Here is a 17,882-nt window from a genome sequence, read left to right as displayed (position 1 = left end):
GCCTTGGAATCAAAAACTTTTCAATCCCCGACACCAAAAACCGCTAGCCTGTAGTAAGCAAAGTGCTATTACAGTGTGATTAGAAGTTAGAAAACTCACAAAGAAATGAGGCGAGCATCTGCCGTGAGCAGCGCTAGTACGTTCGGCCAGAACCAATGGTTGGTAGACGACATGTACCAGCAGTTCCAAAAGGATCCCAACTCCGTCGATGCGGAGTGGCGCAAGCTTTTTGAAACTCAAGGTGCCCCCAAGTCCGCCACCGCCAAGGCCACCACCCCGGCCCAGGCCGCCGCGACCACAGCCCCTGAGATCCACAAAAAGGCCAACCTCACCGAGCCACAGCAGTTGGAAGAGGTCGCACAAAACGCAGATCTCAATACCCGCGCTCAAAAAGAGCAGGAGCGTCGCTCCTCCGAGAAGGCTGCCAAGCGCAAGGCTTCTCCACTGGATCGCGCAGGCGAACTCCCCGAGGCTGGTTCCACCGCACTCAAGGGCGTGTTCAAGGCCATTGCCAAGAACATGGACGAATCCCTCGAGATTCCTACCGCGACCTCCGTACGCGACATGCCGGTGAAGTTGATGTTCGAAAATCGTGCGATCATCAACGAACACCTGCAGCGCACCCACGGTGGCAAAGTCTCCTTCACCCACATCATCGGCTACGCCATGGTGAAGGCCGTCATGGCTCACCCCGTGATGAACTCCTACTACGAGGTTGCGGACGGCAAGCCCACCGTCAACAACCCCGAGCACATCAACCTCGGCCTCGCCATCGACCTCGTTCAAAAGGACGGCTCGCGCGCCCTGGTTGTCGCTGCGATTAAACAGTGCGAGACCCTGTCGTTTACAGAGTTCGTCGAAAAGTATGAAGATATCGTGGCGCGCTCCCGCAAGGGCAAGCTCACCATGGACGACTTCTCCGGTGTGACCATCTCGCTCACCAACCCCGGCGGCATCGGTACCCGCCACTCCGTGCCACGCCTGACCAAGGGGCAGGGCGCAATCATCGGTGTGGGCTCGATGGACTACCCCGCCGAATTCGCCGGTGCTTCCACCGACCGCCTGGCACAACTGGGCGTTGGCAAGCTGGTAACCATCACCTCCACCTACGACCACCGCATTATCCAGGGCGCCGAATCTGGAGAGTTCCTGCGCACGATGAGCCAACTGTTCATCGATGACGCTTTCTGGGATGAAGTCTTTGAATCCCTCGAGATTCCCTACTCCCCCATGCGCTGGGCTCAGGACGTGCCCAACACCGGCATCGATAAGAACACCCGTGTCATGCAGCTCATCGAGGCCTACCGTTCTCGTGGCCACCTGATTGCGGACACCAACCCACTGAAGTGGCAGCAGCCTGGCATGCCGGTGCCGGATCACGGCGACCTCGAAATCGGCACACACGGCCTAACCTTGTGGGATCTGGACCGTACCTTCAACGTCGGCGGGTTCGGCGGCAAGGAAACCATGACGCTGCGCGAGGTGCTTTCTCGCCTGCGTGCCGCCTACACCCTCAAGGTGGGCTCCGAGTACATGCACATCCTCGACCGCGACGAGCGCACCTGGCTGCAGGATCGCCTCGAAGCCGGCATGCCGAAGCCCACCCAGGCTGAGCAAAAGTACATTCTGCAACAGCTCAATGCCGCCGAAGCCTTCGAAAACTTCCTGCAAACCAAGTACGTGGGCCAGAAGCGCTTCTCGCTTGAAGGTGCCGAGTCGCTGATCCCGCTGATGGATTCAGCCATCGACACTGCCGCAGGCCAAGGCCTGGACGAAGTGGTCATCGGCATGCCTCACCGTGGACGACTCAACGTACTGTTCAACATCGTTGGGAAGCCTTTGGCCACCATCTTCACCGAGTTCGAAGGCCACATTGAGGCCAAGGCCGCCGGTGGCTCCGGTGACGTGAAATACCACCTCGGCGCAGAAGGCACTCACCTGCAGATGTTCGGCGACGGTGAGATCAAGGTATCGCTCACCGCGAACCCTTCACACCTCGAAGCCGTGAACCCTGTGATGGAAGGCATCGCCCGCGCTAAGCAGGATATTTTGGACAAGGGCGAAAACGGCTTCACCGTCATGCCACTGCTGCTGCACGGCGATGCTGCCTTCGCTGGACTTGGCATCGTGCCGGAGACCATCAACTTGGCACAGCTTCGCGGCTACACCGTTGGTGGCACCGTCCACATCGTGGTGAACAACCAGATCGGCTTCACCACCACCCCCGACTCCGGTCGCTCGAGCCACTACGCCACTGACTTTGCCAAGACCTTCGGTTGCCCAGTCTTCCACGTCAATGGCGACGATCCGGAGGCCGTGGTGTGGGTTGGCCGTTTGGCCACTGAATACCGTCGCCGCTTCGGCAAGGACGTGTTCATCGACCTGATCTCCTATCGTCGTCGTGGCCACAACGAGGCCGACGATCCCTCGATGACGCAGCCGATCATGTACGAGCAGATCGACGGCCGCAAGACCGTCCGTGAGCAGTACAACAACGATCTCCTCGGCCGTGGTGAGCTGAGCAAGGAAGATGCTGAGCGCGTGGCACAGGACTTCCACGATCAGATGGAGTCCGTGTTCAACGAGGTCAAGGAAGCAGAAAAGAAGGCCTTCGAGACGCAATCCGGGATCACCTCCTCCCAGGAGCTGCCACACGGTCTGGAAACCAACATCACCCGCGAAGAGCTGGTGGAAATCGGCCAGGCGTACGCGAATGCGCCCGAGGACTTCAGCTTCCACCCGCGCGTGGCTCCTGTAGCCAAGAAGCGCCTTGAAGCCGTTAAGGAAGGTGGCATCGACTGGGGTTGGGGCGAACTCATCGCCTTCTCATCCCTGGCTAACTCCGGCAAGCTCGTGCGTTTGGCTGGTGAGGATTCCCGCCGAGGCACCTTCACCCAGCGCCACGCTGTTGTCTACGATCCCGAGTCCGGCGATGAGTTTAACGGCCTCAACGAGCTGGCTCAGTCCAAGGGCGAAGGCAAATTCCTCGTCTACAACTCCGCACTCACAGAGTACGCGGGTATGGGCTTCGAGTACGGCTACTCCGTGGGCAACCCAGATGCCGTGGTTGCGTGGGAGGCTCAGTTCGGTGACTTCGCCAACGGCGCGCAGACCATCATCGACGAATACGTCTCCTCCGGCGAGGCCAAGTGGGGTCAGACGTCCTCCGTGATCTTGCTGCTGCCCCACGGCTACGAAGGACAGGGCCCGGACCACTCCTCCGCACGTATCGAGCGCTACCTGCAACTGTGCGCCGAGGGCACAATGACCGTGGCTCAGCCAACCACCCCGGCAAACTACTTCCACCTGCTGCGCCGTCACGCGCTGGGCAACCTGAAGCGCCCGCTGGTGGTGTTTACGCCGAAGTCCATGTTGCGCATGAAGGCCGCTACATCTTCGGTTGAGGACTTCACCAAGGTGACGAAGTTCCAGTCCGTGATCAACGATCCTCGCTTCGTGGATCGCGATGGCAATGTCACCGGCGACGTGGACAAGGTGAAGAAGATTATGCTCGTGTCCGGCAAGCTCTACTATGAGCTGGCCAAGCGCGCGCAGAAGGATAAGCGCGACGATGTCGCCATCGTGCGCATCGAAATGCTCCACCCGATCCCCTTCAACCGCCTGAAGGAAGCATTCGACACCTACCCGAATGCCGAGGAGATCCGCTTCTGCCAGGACGAACCCGCCAACCAGGGTCCGTGGCCGTTCCTCAACGAGCACCTGCGTGAGCTGATCCCGAACATGCTGCCCATGAAGCGCATCTCGCGCCGCGCCCAGGCCTCTACGGCCACCGGCTTGTCGAAGGTGCACCAGCTTGAACAGCAGCAGCTTCTCGACGAAGCATTCGCCGACTAATACCGGCATGGGAAAGCGGGTCGCACCTGAGGCGACCCGCTTTTTCGATTGCCTAGTGCAGCCCGACTTCGTCGAGATAAGCGGCAACGACAGCGCCGAGTTCTTGAGACTTCGTCTGGTCACGCAGTTCTTGGAGCTTTTCATTGCTGATCGAGCCGCTCACCCAATTCAGCCCCACCCGTTGCTGTCGGTTCAGCACATCAGCTTTGTAGATTGGCACGATGCTCAGAGGCAACTCGGTATCGGAATTCTTGCAGCTGGAAGCACGCGAGGGATCTGCGGCATCCACGTCTCCCGGTAGCGTGCCCACCATTGCCTCGTAGGTGGCATCGCTCCAGTCCTGTTGAATCGCCGGCGACCACTCTTGCTGTTTCTGCTTCTGCAACTCGGTGCTCAATTCACCGGCTTTGTTCGGATCTTGCAGCGCCAGCACCGCCCCGGTGCAGCTCACGGTGAGGTCAATTTGCCCCTGTGCTACAAAATCAACTGGCTGCCCGGCATCGGTTTGGGCGAGTTCCTTAAGGTCTCGAAATTCCGTCATTCGCCCCTTGCGATGCAGCGCCTGCGCATAAAGCTCCGCCAGCAACTCCGAGGTAACATCGCCACGCTCCACCCCAATCACCACGTCCTTCACGGCGGCCCGCTGCAGCGGTGGATTCGGTTCCTGGGAGGCGCACGCCCCCAAACCTAGAGCTAACACCACGGCGAGGGGAAGGACTACGCGCACGACTACACTCCGATCAGATCAGGCAACGCCTAGCTAGCTTAGTGCTTCTGGGTCAGGTACGCGGCAATAATGTCGCGCGCTTCATGTGCTTTATTCGGGCTGCACAGTACGTCGTAGCGACCAGCCACGATTTGGGTGGAGCTAGCAAAGTCCCGTTTTCCCCGACTGGCGGCGTACGGCACGGCGGCGAACACGAGTCCAAAAATCACGCCCATGAAAATGCCTGTGGTGACGGCTGAAAGCCAATCGGTGCCAAAGAGCCCCAACATCATGCCGAAAAAGAGACCTAACCAAGCCCCGGACGCGGCACCGCTCGCCAGCACTCTGCCCCAGGTAAGCCGGCCGATCACCTTCTCTACTTGCATGAGATCAACGCCAACGATGGTCAGTTCTTCCACGGCAAAGCTACGGTCTGACAACATGTCTACCGCCTCCTGCGCCTGCGCGTAGGAATCAAAAGAACCAACTGGCCAACCTTCCGGACGTTGCATTCCTGTTTGCATGCGGGGACGAGACTGAGGCGTGGTCATGTGCGTGTACTCCGCTCCTTCAAAGCAATGATCGATCTTCTACCAATGCAACGCCTCAACGCCCCGTCTAGTTCCGCTGCTTCAGTTGGTCGCGGGGGCGTCGAAAAGCACGCAACGAAACCACGTACACTAAACACTCATGAGTGAAGTGACGCGCGTATATGCCGGACGCCTTGCCGGAATGGTGGTTCGCGGGCCAGACACGGACGTCATTGGACGTGTGCGCGATGTGATCGTGAATATCCGCCCAATTCCTCAACCCTCCCGAGTGATGGGCGTGGTGGTGGAGATGGTGAATAAGCGGCGCATCTTTCTACCTATGTTGCGTATCGCCGCGATCGAGCCACAGGAAATCACTTTGGTCTCTGGTTCGGTGTCGCTGCGGGCGTTCAAGGCGAGAACTGGTGAAATGTCAGTGTTCGGCGATATTTTCGGCTCCAAGGTGCATGTCGACGACCCAGAGCTCGAACAACTCCACGGCAAAGCCGTTGAGGTCGCAGACGTTGAACTGGAACGCAATCGATCGCGCGATTGGGTGATCGCCCGCATTGCCGGCATCACCAATCGGCCGAAATTTGGTCGCCGCCCAGAGCTGCACACCATTCCTTGGAACTACGTGCACGGCATCGCCCCATTCGCCAATGCAGATGAACACGCCGCTGCCGAACTCATCGCAGACTTCAAGGAGATGCGCCCCGCCGACGTCGCGACCGCCATCTACGACCTACCTGAGCGACAGCGCCTCAGCGTCGCAGGCGAGCTCGACGATGAACTTCTCGCCGACGTGCTCCAGGAACTCTCCGAAGAACGCCAGGCCGAGTTGCTGGAAACCTTGGACATCGAGCGCGCCGCAGACGTGCTGGAAGAGATGGACCCGGACGACGCCGCCGACCTCTTGGGAGAGCTTCCCGATGATAAAGCCGACGTACTGCTGGAATTGATGGATCCAGAAGAATCAGCGCCAGTGCGTCGATTGATGAGCTTCAGCCCTGACACCGTGGGCGCACTGATGACCCCGGAACCGCTGATTCTGCCCCCGCAGACCACCGTCGCCGAGGCTCTCGCGCATGCTCGAAACCCCGATCTGCCGTCTTCCCTTGCCAGCATGGTCTTCGTAGTCCGTCCGCCCACGGCGACGCCAACTGGCAGATACTTGGGCTGTGTGCACCTCCAAAAGCTGCTTCGCGAACCCCCGAGCGAATTGATCTCCGGCATCCTCGATCCGGATCTGCCTCCGCTGTACGCTGATGATTCGCAAGAGACAGCGGCGCGCTACTTCGCCACCTATAACCTTGTGTGCGGACCCGTAATTGACCAAGACCAGCACCTTTTGGGTGCGGTTGCCGTGGATGACCTGATTGACCACCTCTTGCCAGACAATTGGCGCGACGCCGGCATCCGCCCGGAAACCAGTACGAAGGAGGGCTAGGCCATGGCCGACTACAATCGCTCGGAACTCGACACTCCCTACCTGAAGCAGCGTCGAAATCCCTTCAAGCTTGACGACGACGCCGTCGGCGCCTATGCGGAAAAGGTCGCCCGTTTCTTCGGTACCGGCAGCTATTTGATGTGGCAGACGCTATTTGTGCTCGTGTGGATCGTGCTGAACCTCGGGGTCTTCGCCTTTCAGTGGGATCCTTATCCATTCATCCTGCTCAATTTGGCGTTTTCGACGCAGGCCGCGTACGCGGCTCCCCTCATCCTGCTCGCACAGAACCGCCAGGAGGACCGCGACCGCATCTCGCTGAACGAGGATCGTCGCCGCGCCTTTGAAACGAAGGCTGACACCGAGTTCACCACGCGCGAGCTCGCGGGTCTTCGCCTTGCCATCGGTGAGCTCGTGACCCGCGATTACCTGCGCCACGAGCTAGAAGATATTGAGAACCTGCTCGAGCGCCTTGAGGCCAAGCTTGACGACGAAGCCGCGGCCCGCATCGCCCTCATGCACAGCATTAACGAGACTGGCCACGACGATCTGAACGATCCGATTCAAGGTGACCTCGCTGATGATCAAAAAGCTGACTAACAATTGAGAAAAGAAGAGCACATGAGCACTGTGAACGAAGCCGATATCCGCGCCGCCCTCGCGCGCGTCGAGGATCCAGAGATTGGCAAACCACTCACCGAACTCGGCATGGTGAAGTCCATCGATATTCAGGGCAACGACGTGCACGCGGTGATTTATTTGACCATCGCGGGCTGCCCCATGAAATCTACCCTCGTGAATGATTCCCGCGAGGCTATCAGTGCCGTAGACGGCGTGGAGCACGTAGAGGTGACCACCGACGTGATGAGCGACGAGCAACGCAAGCAGCTTCGCCAACAACTTCGCGGGGGCGCCGAGGAGCCAGTGATTCCCTTTGCTCAACCTGACTCCACCACCCGCGTTTTTGCCGTGGCCTCCGGCAAAGGCGGCGTAGGCAAATCCTCTATGACCGTGAACCTGGCGGCGGCGTTGGCTAAGCAGGGTCTATCGGTGGGTGTCTTGGACGCCGATATTTATGGGCATTCCGTACCCGGCATGCTCGGCTCCGAGGATCGCCCCCACGCCGTGGACGACATGATCATGCCGCCACAGGCGCACGGTATTAAGCTCATCTCCATCGCACACTTCGTCGAAGGCAATGCGCCGGTGGTTTGGCGAGGCCCGATGCTGCACCGCGCGATCCAGCAGTTCTTAGGTGACGTATTCTGGGGCGATCTCGATATTTTGCTGCTCGACCTCCCACCCGGAACCGGCGACATTGCCATATCAGTGGCACAGCTTGTGCCCAATGCCGAATTGTTAGTCGTTACTACCCCCCAAGCGGCGGCCGCCGAAGTTGCCGAGCGCGCTGGGTCCATCAGCATGCAAACCAACCAAAAAGTCGCCGGCGTGATCGAAAACATGTCCGCCATGGTGATGCCCGATGGCTCCCTGATGGAGGTCTTTGGCTCCGGCGGTGGCGAGCTTCTGAGCGAACGACTCCAAAGGCTCACCGGCGCTACTATCCCGCTGCTAGGCAGCGTGCCCTTGGATCCTGCGCTGCGTGAAGGCGGCGACGCAGGTACCCCCATTGTGGTCTCGCATCCAGAAAGCCCCACAGCTCAGGCGATCACCAAGATCGCCGAGCAGTTGGCGCTAAGGAAAAACTCCCTGGCCGGCAAGCCGCTCAACCTGGGAGTTACACGTAAGAACTAGACAGCGCTAGGTAATATCGTCCCAGCTAAACGTTGCCTTCTGTGGGGCCGGCGTTTGCGGCTGGGGCGTTTGCTGTTGCTGCGGCTGTGTCTGCTCAGGCCGTTGTTCCCGGTAGGCCTCACCGACGGTGGGTTCGGACATAATCTTCTTGGGGTCAAAGGAGTCCATGAAAGACTCGTCTTCGTCGAAAAGCACCTTAGCAATCGCGCCCTTTGGTCCCATCGTGCGCAGTTTGGCAATCTCGCCGATCGGTTGCTTGAACTCTTTGAATTCCTCACCGAACTCCCCGTTGAGCTCTGCCTTAGCGTTATTGATCGCCTTCCGAGCGGCATAGATAGCCGCCTTGAAGTCCTCGATCACGCCAGGGAGACGCTCGGGGCCAATGATTATCAGGCCGAGAACAAGCAGGAAGAAAATCTCGGTCCAGCCAATGCTAGAAAACACAGCATCTACTGTACTTCGCCCCGTGTCTCTTCGTCTGCATGGGGGAGCCTAGCCCTCTTCACGCAAATGACGAAAACGCCTGCTGGCTTGCTCAATGGATGAACGAAGAGAAAAACGCTCCATCACGGTATCTTCCACTCCCGGCCCATCCGGGCAGCTTTTGGCAATGGACTGCAGACGATGGAGCAAAGGCTCGGGTGCGGAAACGTCCTCGCAAGCACGCAAACGGGCGGAAGCGAGGCGCTGACGATTCACCTCATCCCGGCATTCCTCACAATGCACGAGATGAATATGCACGCGATGCTTGGCAGTGGAGCTAAGTTCATCATCGACGAAAGCGGCTACTGCCTCGGGATTTGGGTGATCGATGGAGGAAAAACGCCTCTTGCGTTTAGGTGTACCCGCGTCATGCATGCAACTCACCTCCGTTAGCGGATCGGCTATCACTGCCCATGGTAGCCACGCGGGGGCCTATAGTGCAGGAATCAGCAGTTGAGCATCCTCGCTTTGCTGTGCGGCCTGTTCAAGGTGTGCCCTCAACTGTGATCGACCACGGTGGATTCGCGAACGCACCGTGCCCATCTTCACCCCGAGAGTCGCCGCGATTTCCTCATAGCTGAGCCCCACGACGTCGCAAAGCACAACAGCGACACGGAAATCGGGGCTGAGCTCATCCAAAGCACCCTGGAGAACCGGATCCAAATTGCTCACCGCGAAAGCTTGCTCTGGAGTCATCTCGGTGCCGGGGACGCGCTCATAATCCTCAGGCAGCGCTTCCATGCGGATTTTCGCGCGGTGACGAACCATATCCAAGAACAGGTTCGTGGTGATGCGATGCAACCACCCCTCAAAAGTGCCCGGTTGGTAGTTCTTGAGTGAACGAAACACACGCATGAAGGTCTCTTGGGTGAGATCCTCCGCATCTTGTTGATTACCCGAGAGGCGAAATGCGAGACGATATACGTCGTCTGCATGTTCTGCCACCAGCTCCGACCACGAAGGCATCTCAGCCTCGCCAGCATCAAACGCGGCGGTGCCAGAAAGCTCTCGATCCTCGGAAATGGGCTCGGTGTGGTTCCGGTGTGCTCGCATAGATGAGATCATTCCGGATCGAGGTAAAGAAAACCAACCAAGAAGCTGAAATTTTCCTGATAGTTGCGAAAAGTTGCAAACATGTGACTCTTTCTCAACATTTCAGTCTCTCAGACTACTGCTCGGCAATGCCTCCCCCATTTCAGTGGCTACCTTCCCTACACTCAAAGGCGTGAACGACATGCTTCGTGAGTACATTGAATCCGTCAGCGGACAGGACCAGGCCCTCCATCTCGCCGGCAACGAGGCCCAAGAAGTTGGACTCGCGGTGCCCGACACCATAACCGGCGGAGTGCTCGCCACACTAGCGTGCACTACCCAAGCCCAGGCCATGGTGGCCATCACCCCAGCGGCCGACGTGGTGGGGCTCCATTTACTGAAAGGCGCCGGCGAGCAGGCTGTACTTACGTGTATCGACCCCGAACCTGAACACCAACAACGGGCACGAAGCACCTTCCGAGCGGCAGGGTTTCCTGCACATCGCGTTCGATACCTGCCTTCGCGCCCGCTAGAAGTGCTGGGCCGCTTAGCAAAGAACACCTACCAGGTGATTTATGCCGAGGTCTCCCCCATCGACCTCAAAGCGCTCATTGACACTGCGCTGCCCCTGCTTTCCGAGGGCGGATGCTTGGTGCTTGCCGATGCACTACTGGATGGAACGCTGAACGACGAAACTCGCACGGACCGAGAAACAGCCTCTGCGAGAGAAGCCGAGGCCTATATCAGCGAACTCGAAGGCGTCGTCCTCGCTCGTCTGCCTTTGGGCGCTGGCATGGTGATCCTGAGCAAGCACTCAGGCTCTTAACAAGAGCACTGAGGCTCACTCACGCACGTCTCAATACAGATCCGTCAGCAAAAGCTGATGCGCGGTTGACGAGCCATTCGCGACTGGACGATCGTAGATGAACATCGATCCATACATGCTTGTGGCGGGTGCAAATCCGGTTAGGGTTCACAGCCCCGACAGCGCCGCTGAAATATCGCTGGTGGTACCGATGCCACTTGCCCAAGCCTAGCTATCATCCGGGATCTTGATATACCACTAATTCGCTAGGACTTCCGGGCCAGAGGTTTTCACCCCTCACGGTCACATTCGGGATAGCGCTGTCCAGCCCGGTCGCCGCATTGATGTTCTGCTGGAACTTTGCCACGAATTCGACGATGGAATGCTGCACGGCTGGCAGTCCAATTTTTCGTGCAGCGTGTTCCAAATATGCGCCATTCGAGCATTGTGGCGGTTATTCACCTCGATGCATAGTGACAGCGCATCGAGCTCTTCGGCACTGAGTTGGTACGTTTCCAATTGCTCATCGATGCCCTTTGCGACCTTTTCCTGCTCGAAGTGCTGAACGATCTTTTGCAGCACACCACCGCTCTTGCCGTAAGTCGTGCCCAGAATCTCAGAGATGTCTTGGAGATGCCTTGCGCACCGGGTTGCGAGAGGTACGCAGTGGTTGCCTCTACTTTCCGGATGCGATTATTTTCAGCGTTGGTGACAGCAGCGATCTGTGATCCGCTCATGCGGCTCAAAGGTGTGCCCTGCTCAGGCAGTTGATCATAAACGCCCTCGTAATTCATGATGATGCCTACGCTGCGATCCGCCTCAACATTCTTCAGCTGATCTTCCCTGGTATAAGACCGCGGAGTTTGACTTCCCACGACCGCAGATCAGTACAGGGCTTGGTTCGGATAACGAACCCTGCATTTCGTAGCGTGGGTGACTCGAAAACGCACATCGGCGCCTTCATGCGTGTAATCCACGATGACTCATACTGTGCTGGTTGAGGGGGCTTCAGGTACTTCGGATTCACTCGTTGGTGCTTCCGTCTCGGGAATACCGGGATCAGTAGTGGGAGCAACCGGGCCTGTGGGCCGCGAAGATGCACCAGCGCCATGAGGGATTCCCATGCTGGAGTCGAACCAAACTCCAAGCAAGCCCCAGAAATCGTTTTGAGCACTGGATTAGAGGAACTCCCCATCCAAGAGCCTACCCAGATCCGAACCGGATGCTCTACCTGCTGAGGAGTCGATGATTGCCCGGTGAGCTGCTCATCCTGACGTTGAAAAGGAGCGTCCGTGGTGGCCGGTGGCAGCGGTGATTCGATCGGCGCAGGTGAGCCCGATTCATTGTTTTTGCGTCTGCGACCTACCGGAGGGTTCGCCACGTAGGTGCGCCCTCGGGTTGTAGGCGCTCACACTCAGCATCGAGGCGATGCTCTATGTTCTCACAGCAGTTTCGAGGCTACGCTTCTGCGCTTGTGGACCATGTGTCACTTCGGGAATACGAGGGGCAAGGAGAGATACCGTGCAGTCTTTGTTGACACTTCTATGATCTATCCATTCCGGGGATTCCGTTAGCGCTTCTCCCGGCACGCTGAACTCGTCCACGCAAAAGTCCCCGGCAATCACCTGTTCAAGATGAATACCGGGGACGTTGCTTGTTAGCGTTATACCACTTCGTTCTTTCCGACAACGACCACACCGCCGGGGCTGACCGCGAAGCGCTGTGCGTCACGCTCGGGCTCCACGCCGATGAGGGTGCCGTCGGAGATCACCACGTTCTTGTCCAAGATCGCGTGGCGAACCACAGCGCCCTTCCCGATGCGAACGCCGGGCATCAGCACGGAGCCTTCAACCGTTGCGCCTTCTTCAACCACAACGTCAGTGGAAAGCACCGAGTTGCGCACCGTGGCGGCAGAAATGATGGAACCTTGGCCCACCATCGAGCTTTGTGCAATGCCGCCTTGGATGAACTTTGCCGGTGGCAGCTCGCCGGTATCGGTGGAACGGATCGGCCACTGCTGGTTGTAGAGGTTGAAGATTGGGTGCACCGAGATTAGATCCATATGTGCCTCATAGAAGGCGTCGATGGTGCCCACGTCACGCCAGTAGGCGCGGTCGCGATCGGTGGATCCGGGGACGACATTCTTATTGAAGTCGTACACGTTCGCCTCGCCCTTGGAGACGAAATACGGAATGATGTCTCCGCCCATGTCGTGGGTGGAATCCGGATTATTTTCGTCTTCCTTCAGCGCGCTCACCAACGCGTCCGCAGTGAACACATAGTTGCCCATGGAGGCGTAGGTCATCTCCGGATCGTCCGGTGTACCGGGGGGATCAGAGGGCTTTTCCAAGAACTCAGTGATGTTGCCGTTTTCATCCGCCTGGATGCAGCCGAACGCAGAGGCCTCAGAGCGTGGGACTCGGATACCTGCCACAGTGACCGACTTCCCTGAGGCAATATGATCGTCCACCATCTGCTTGGGGTCCATGCGGTAGACGTGATCGGCGCCGAAGACGATGACGTAGTCGGGCTTTTCGTCATAGATGAGGTTCAGGGACTGCAAAATAGCGTCAGCGGAACCCTGATACCAACGCTTGCCCAGGCGCTGCTGCGCCGGTACGGAAGCAATGTATTGGCTGGTAGGGCCGTTAAACTGCCAGGATTGCGAGATATGGCGATCCAGAGAGTGCGACTTGTACTGGGTCAGCACACAGATCTTCATGTATCCGGCATTGACCATGTTCGACAACACGAAGTCGATGAGGCGGTACACGCCGCCGAAGGGCACGGCAGGCTTCGCGCGGTCTTCGGTCAATGGGAAGAGGCGCTTGCCTTCGCCGCCGGCAAGCACGATTGCAAGAACATTTGGTTGGGTCTTCACGATGCCCAATGTAGGCGCAAAAAGTAATTTCCGCTAAAGAATAGATAAATTGCGACTTAAACCATACTGATCGTTCCCCACGATCGGCATAACACGTTTAGGCTTGGCAACTATGAAGGTTGCAATGCTCACCAAGGAATACCCACCGGAGATCTATGGCGGCGCAGGCGTGCACGTCACCGAGCTCACCCGCTACATGCGCAAGCTTGTCGACGTCGACGTGCACTGCATGGGAGCTCCCCGCGATGAAGACAACGTCTACGTCTACGGCGTAGACGATGCGCTCAAGGACGCTAACCCCGCGGTGAAGACGCTCTCCACCGGGCTGCGCATGGCCGAGGGGTTGGGCGATGCTCAGGTGGCTCACTCCCACACTTGGTACGCGGGTCTCGGTGGGCACGTTGGAGGGCTCCTCCACGGCATTCCCCACGTTGCAACCGCCCACTCCCTTGAGCCGGATCGTCCGTGGAAGCGCGAGCAACTCGGTGGCGGCTATGACATTTCTTCCTGGTCTGAAAAGAACACGATGGAATACGCCGATGCCGTCATCGCCGTGTCGGAAAAGATGAAAGAAGCCGTGTTGCGGGCGTATCCCCGCATCGATGCGGATCGAGTCAAAGTGGTGCTCAACGGCATTGATACCCAACTTTGGCAGCCACGCCCAACCTTCGACGACGCTGAGCAATCGGTACTGCGTGAACTTGGCATCCGCGAGGATCAGCCAATCGTCAGCTTCGTTGGCCGCATTACTCGCCAAAAGGGCGTGGAGCACCTGGTCAAGGCAGCTCGCCACTTTGATGAGGGCGTGCAGTTGGTGCTGTGCGCAGGCGCCCCGGATACTCCCGAAATTGCAGCTCGCACCACCAAATTGGTCAATGATTTGCAAGCGGAGCGCGAAGGCGTTGTGTGGGTGCAAGAGATGCTGCCGAAGGAGAAGATCCAAGAGATTCTGACTGCTTCCGACGCCTTCGTATGCCCCTCAATCTACGAACCTTTGGGCATCGTCAACCTCGAAGCGATGGCGTGTTCCACCGCTGTGGTCGCCTCAGACGTGGGTGGCATTCCCGAGGTTGTCGCGGACGGTGAAACCGGTGCATTGGTGCACTACGACGAAAACGACACCGAGGCCTTTGAACGCGATATTGCCCAGGCTGTCAACACCATGGTCGCCGACCGCAAACGCGCTGAGGCCTTCGGTGTTGCGGGTCGCGATCGTGCCGTCGAAAAGTTCTCTTGGGCAACCATCGCTGAGCAAACCATCGAAGTGTACAAGTCCGTGATGTAGCCTCTGCGAGAATCCGCTGGCGCGACTATCCTCGGGCGGCATGAGTGACAATCATCCGCTCAGGATCACGCGCCACACCATTTTTCAGAGCTCGTTGATGTCCGCGTTGCTCGACGGCATCTACGACGGTGAGCTGAGCATCGGCGAGCTCCTTGGCCACGGCAATTTCGGCATCGGCACCTTCAATGCCCTCGATGGCGAAATGATCATCCTCGACGGCGTGTGCTATCAACTGCGCGGCGACGGCACGGCGGAAGTGGCATCGCTGGAGCAGCTCAGCCCCTTCGCCATCGCCACAAACTTCGTACCGCGCTTGAAACTTGAGGCCCCAGATAATCTGAAGCGCAGCGAGCTTAGCCAGTTCATCACCTCGCATCTTCCCAGCGAAAACTTCATGTATGCCGTTCGTATCCGCGGCCACTTCCATGACGTGCGAGTGCGAACCGTCAGCAAACAAAGCAAGCCCTATCGCCCAATGACTGAGGCGACGCTGGAAGATGAAGAACTCCTCTTCCAGGACATCAGCGGCATCATCGGTGGCTTCCGCACTCCCGTGTACGAAAAGGGCATCGGCGTGCCCGGTTGCCACGTGCACTTCGTCGACGACGCCAAATCCAAAGGTGGGCACGTACTGGACTTCACCTTGGCTCAGGCCACCATCGAAGTGTGCCCCGGCACCGACTTGGAGCTGCGCTTGCCACTGACCCAGGAATTTTCCGACGCCAGCTTGGCTCCCGACGACCTTGATCAGCAAATCCACGACACCGAAGTGAAATCTTAGAGGCTCCCCATCATGGCTTATCGTCCCGAACTGCACGTCACACCGGAAATCGGCATCCTCGATGCTCCCGCAGGAGCGCTTTTCGACGGCCAACGTTGGCATATTTTCGCCCAATTCACCCCCACAGCCACAAGCGGGGCTCGGTGGGCTCATCAGGTGGCCGAGCAAACCCCATTCAGTTGGGAAATCTGTGACGACGTTATCGCTCCCCGTGATGAGGAACTCAAAGTGCGCGCTGGCTCCGTGGTACAAACCGGAAGCGAGGCGCTGCTGTACTACACATCCGTCACACCACACGGCGATGAGATCCACCTGGCGAGCATTCCGAACCTCGCAGCCACCACTGAATTCGTATCCGATGAAGGCTCGGCGATCGACAGCAACGTCCAATTCCGCGGTGCGGTAGTCGATGACAACCACGGCTTCAGCAACTTCCGCTCCCCGAGCGTGCGGGCCTCTTATCGCGGCGGCGATCAGCACACGGGCTGGCTCATGCTCGCTGTGAGCGGCAGCATGGATTACCCCGAATTAGTACTGCTTGATTCCACCGATGGCGTGGAATGGCATACCCGCGGTGTGCTGGATCTCCAGGGTAACACCGGGCTCGAGGGCGAGCGGCTCGTCGCTCCACGATTGATCCGGCTAAAAGATCACGTCGATGGCGAAGTGTACGACGTGCTGATCATCACCATTGAACGCGAGGGCATGGACGTATCCGGATACCTCGTAGGGCACCTCGAGCACACCACTTTCCAGGCTCTTGAGCCCTTTAGAAGAATTGACGCAGGTCACGACTTCACCCGTCCAAGAATTACCTCCGTCCCCTCGATCGTGGGCGAGGCTATGGCTGATCAGTACGATTCCACCACTCTTTTCGGGTTCATGAACGGCCGGGGGCGCTTCGATGAGCCGGAAAAGCACCGCACCTTCATTTTCGACGGTTGGGCCAACTGCCTGGCGCTACCACGAACCGCCACACTGCAATCACGCCAGCTTTACCAGACCCCGCCCAAGGGGCTGCTCGAGGCCGTGGAATTGTCGGATCGCGCCGCGTTGTGGACTGGCGTTCTGGACGTGCCCAGCGGTGAATCCGTACAAGTAGATTTGGTGGATTCCACAGGCAAGATCGCTGCAAGCATCACCCATAGAGGCAACTCGCTTGAGCTCGACCGCTCCATGAATCCCGTGCACGAGGGAGATGCCAGCGCCGAAGCAGTGCTTCACGAAGACGACACCGACGCCATCACCATCGTGGTAGATGGGCCCACCGTAGAAGTGTTCGCCGATGGTGGGCAGGTGGCAATGGCCTCGCGTGTGTACTTTGAGGGCACATGCAGCGAATTCCGCGTGCAGTGCTCTGAGCGCGCTGAAATTCAACGCATTGATGAACTTCGCCCGAAGTTTGCATAAAAAAAGGGGATGCTCAGCGCGTCCCCTTTTTTGTTAGTCAATCTTGCACAATCTGGTAATCATTGCGCGAGCACTCACTTCCATCGACTCCGGCAGACCAGCAATGCGCTCAGCCAACACATCAGGATGGATATGACGGGCCGAAGGGCTCATACCAATCTGCGTGGCAATGGACTCTTGATTGAGTCGCATCTGGAAGGCCACCGGCTGCGAAGGACCCACCGGCTCAAGATGCCCAGACGCCTGCTGGATCATCCGATCCACCTTGCCGCGCTCAACATCAATGATGCCGAGGGGCTCGCGCAATTCCGCCAAATGTCCGGCATCGGCGGTAAGTACCACGACTTCGCCTCGAGGCTTGAGCACACGGGCGAATTCAGCAGCGTTGCGGGGGGCAAACACGACGGCGATGGCATCGAGGGACGCATCGGCGATCGGGAGCCTATTCCAAGCATCCGCTACGACCGCACCGACGCGAGGGTGACACTTTGCTAAGAGTTTCGCGGCCGGCACCGACACGTCCAACCCCACGCCACGCGCTCCGTGAATCGAATCCAAGATGTGCGAGAGATAGTAACCCGTACCAGCGCCGACTTCGCAGACTGCGGGATCGACATCGTCCGGCACTTCGGCGTCGTCTATCACATGCTGCACCGACTCGGTCACTGCCTCAACGAAGGGGGCGAAGTGACCGTTCGACAGGAAGGTTTCGCGCGCCTTGATCATCTCAGTGCTATCGCCGGAATAGCGAAGCCCGGATCCACCAGCAAGAGTGACATATCCCTGGCGGGCAACATCGTAACTATGCCCGGAAGCTGAAACCACCCTCGATGCGTCGTCGACAAGCTCTAATGCACTGCCGTCGATGGGATCGGCGAGGACGTCAATTACGTGCGAAAGCACACACTCTCC

At 58.4% G+C, this 17,882-nt stretch carries 16 protein-coding genes; 8 read left to right on the top strand and 8 right to left on the bottom strand.

Annotation, left to right across the window (positions count from 1 at the left end; genetic code table 11):
- Nucleotides 1-105 precede the first annotated feature (105 nt).
- Nucleotides 106-3,855 carry a multifunctional oxoglutarate decarboxylase/oxoglutarate dehydrogenase thiamine pyrophosphate-binding subunit/dihydrolipoyllysine-residue succinyltransferase subunit gene (locus tag CGERO_RS04240; protein WP_425455489.1) on the top strand — a complete coding sequence of 1,250 codons (3,750 nt, stop codon included), beginning with the start codon at nucleotides 106-108 and terminating at the stop codon, nucleotides 3,853-3,855.
- A 52-nt stretch (nucleotides 3,856-3,907) separates the two neighbouring features.
- Here CGERO_RS04240 and CGERO_RS04235 read toward each other — a convergent pair whose 3' ends face one another.
- Nucleotides 3,908-4,582, bottom strand: coding sequence for a hypothetical protein (locus tag CGERO_RS04235; protein ID WP_123933628.1), 675 nt, complete (start codon nucleotides 4,580-4,582; stop codon nucleotides 3,908-3,910).
- Nucleotides 4,583-4,620: 38 nt separating this feature from the next.
- On the bottom strand, nucleotides 4,621-5,112 hold the full coding sequence (locus CGERO_RS04230) for a YflT domain-containing protein (RefSeq protein ID WP_123933627.1): 492 nt from the start codon (nucleotides 5,110-5,112) through the stop codon (nucleotides 4,621-4,623).
- A gap of 139 nt (nucleotides 5,113-5,251) precedes the next feature.
- Here CGERO_RS04230 and CGERO_RS04225 point away from each other — a divergent pair, with 139 nt between their 5' ends.
- The 3 genes from CGERO_RS04225 to CGERO_RS04215 are packed head-to-tail and all read left to right on the top strand — an operon-like array spanning nucleotide 5,252 to nucleotide 8,293.
- A complete protein-coding gene (locus tag CGERO_RS04225; protein ID WP_123933626.1) occupies nucleotides 5,252-6,541 on the top strand; it encodes a magnesium transporter MgtE N-terminal domain-containing protein in 1,290 nt (429 codons plus the stop codon).
- Nucleotides 6,542-6,544: 3 nt separating this feature from the next.
- Entirely contained in the window at nucleotides 6,545-7,138 is a 594-nt protein-coding gene (locus tag CGERO_RS04220) for a DUF1003 domain-containing protein (RefSeq protein ID WP_123933625.1), read from the top strand.
- A gap of 21 nt (nucleotides 7,139-7,159) precedes the next feature.
- On the top strand, nucleotides 7,160-8,293 hold the full coding sequence (locus tag CGERO_RS04215; protein ID WP_123933624.1) for an Mrp/NBP35 family ATP-binding protein: 1,134 nt from the start codon (nucleotides 7,160-7,162) through the stop codon (nucleotides 8,291-8,293).
- A gap of 6 nt (nucleotides 8,294-8,299) precedes the next feature.
- Here CGERO_RS04215 and CGERO_RS04210 read toward each other — a convergent pair whose 3' ends face one another.
- Genes CGERO_RS04210 through sigE form a run of 3 tightly spaced genes read right to left on the bottom strand, consistent with a single transcriptional unit; the run spans nucleotide 8,300 to nucleotide 9,829 of the window.
- A complete protein-coding gene (locus tag CGERO_RS04210; RefSeq protein ID WP_123933623.1) occupies nucleotides 8,300-8,737 on the bottom strand; it encodes a twin-arginine translocase TatA/TatE family subunit in 438 nt (145 codons plus the stop codon).
- Nucleotides 8,738-8,785: 48 nt separating this feature from the next.
- The gene (locus tag CGERO_RS04205; protein WP_123933622.1) at nucleotides 8,786-9,151 is read right to left on the bottom strand and encodes an anti-sigma factor family protein; all 366 of its coding nucleotides are present in this window, start codon (nucleotides 9,149-9,151) and stop codon (nucleotides 8,786-8,788) included.
- A gap of 57 nt (nucleotides 9,152-9,208) precedes the next feature.
- On the bottom strand, nucleotides 9,209-9,829 hold the full coding sequence (sigE, locus tag CGERO_RS04200) for an RNA polymerase sigma factor SigE (protein ID WP_245998884.1): 621 nt from the start codon (nucleotides 9,827-9,829) through the stop codon (nucleotides 9,209-9,211).
- A gap of 181 nt (nucleotides 9,830-10,010) precedes the next feature.
- On the opposite strand from sigE, the gene CGERO_RS04195 reads away from it, so the two are divergent.
- A complete protein-coding gene (locus CGERO_RS04195; RefSeq protein WP_123935924.1) occupies nucleotides 10,011-10,634 on the top strand; it encodes an O-methyltransferase in 624 nt (207 codons plus the stop codon).
- A 282-nt stretch (nucleotides 10,635-10,916) separates the two neighbouring features.
- On the opposite strand, the gene CGERO_RS04190 is transcribed toward CGERO_RS04195, so the two are convergent.
- A complete protein-coding gene (locus CGERO_RS04190; RefSeq protein WP_123933620.1) occupies nucleotides 10,917-11,195 on the bottom strand; it encodes a hypothetical protein in 279 nt (92 codons plus the stop codon).
- Between the two features lie 1,081 nt (nucleotides 11,196-12,276).
- Complete coding sequence (gene glgC / locus CGERO_RS04185; protein WP_377017776.1) at nucleotides 12,277-13,494, bottom strand: glucose-1-phosphate adenylyltransferase; 1,218 nt, start codon at nucleotides 13,492-13,494, stop codon at nucleotides 12,277-12,279.
- A gap of 112 nt (nucleotides 13,495-13,606) precedes the next feature.
- Here glgC and glgA point away from each other — a divergent pair, with 112 nt between their 5' ends.
- From glgA to CGERO_RS04170, 3 genes are read left to right on the top strand one after another with little or no spacing between them, the layout of a single operon-like run.
- Entirely contained in the window at nucleotides 13,607-14,779 is a 1,173-nt protein-coding gene (gene glgA, locus CGERO_RS04180; RefSeq protein ID WP_123933618.1) for a glycogen synthase, read from the top strand.
- A 40-nt stretch (nucleotides 14,780-14,819) separates the two neighbouring features.
- Nucleotides 14,820-15,560 (top strand): acetolactate decarboxylase, encoded by a 741-nt coding sequence (gene budA / locus CGERO_RS04175; protein WP_123933617.1) that lies wholly within the window; start codon nucleotides 14,820-14,822, stop codon nucleotides 15,558-15,560.
- 12 nt (nucleotides 15,561-15,572) lie between these two features.
- The gene (locus CGERO_RS04170; protein ID WP_123933616.1) at nucleotides 15,573-16,970 is read left to right on the top strand and encodes a GH32 C-terminal domain-containing protein; all 1,398 of its coding nucleotides are present in this window, start codon (nucleotides 15,573-15,575) and stop codon (nucleotides 16,968-16,970) included.
- 33 nt (nucleotides 16,971-17,003) lie between these two features.
- On the opposite strand, the gene CGERO_RS04165 is transcribed toward CGERO_RS04170, so the two are convergent.
- The gene (locus tag CGERO_RS04165) at nucleotides 17,004-17,873 is read right to left on the bottom strand and encodes a methyltransferase domain-containing protein (RefSeq protein ID WP_123933615.1); all 870 of its coding nucleotides are present in this window, start codon (nucleotides 17,871-17,873) and stop codon (nucleotides 17,004-17,006) included.
- Nucleotides 17,874-17,882: the final 9 nt, after the last annotated feature.

The sequence above is a fragment of the Corynebacterium gerontici genome (assembly GCF_003813985.1).
Classification (GTDB): domain Bacteria; phylum Actinomycetota; class Actinomycetes; order Mycobacteriales; family Mycobacteriaceae; genus Corynebacterium; species Corynebacterium gerontici.
This window is presented reverse-complemented; position numbering and strand designations above follow the sequence as displayed.

Bases quoted from the DNA above. Each gene is read 5' to 3' on its own strand.
- CGERO_RS04240 (WP_425455489.1), top strand. From the start codon at position 106: ATGAGGCGAGCATCTGCCGTGAGCAGCGCTAGTACGTTCGGCCAGAAC.
- CGERO_RS04230 (WP_123933627.1), bottom strand. From the start codon at position 5,112: ATGACCACGCCTCAGTCTCGTCCCCGCATGCAAACAGGAATGCAACGT.
- CGERO_RS04225 (WP_123933626.1), top strand. From the start codon at position 5,252: ATGAGTGAAGTGACGCGCGTATATGCCGGACGCCTTGCCGGAATGGTG.
- CGERO_RS04220 (WP_123933625.1), top strand. From the start codon at position 6,545: ATGGCCGACTACAATCGCTCGGAACTCGACACTCCCTACCTGAAGCAG.
- CGERO_RS04215 (WP_123933624.1), top strand. From the start codon at position 7,160: ATGAGCACTGTGAACGAAGCCGATATCCGCGCCGCCCTCGCGCGCGTC.
- CGERO_RS04205 (WP_123933622.1), bottom strand. From the start codon at position 9,151: ATGCATGACGCGGGTACACCTAAACGCAAGAGGCGTTTTTCCTCCATC.
- sigE (WP_245998884.1), bottom strand. From the start codon at position 9,829: ATGCGAGCACACCGGAACCACACCGAGCCCATTTCCGAGGATCGAGAG.
- CGERO_RS04195 (WP_123935924.1), top strand. From the start codon at position 10,011: ATGCTTCGTGAGTACATTGAATCCGTCAGCGGACAGGACCAGGCCCTC.
- glgA (WP_123933618.1), top strand. From the start codon at position 13,607: ATGAAGGTTGCAATGCTCACCAAGGAATACCCACCGGAGATCTATGGC.
- budA (WP_123933617.1), top strand. From the start codon at position 14,820: ATGAGTGACAATCATCCGCTCAGGATCACGCGCCACACCATTTTTCAG.
- CGERO_RS04170 (WP_123933616.1), top strand. From the start codon at position 15,573: ATGGCTTATCGTCCCGAACTGCACGTCACACCGGAAATCGGCATCCTC.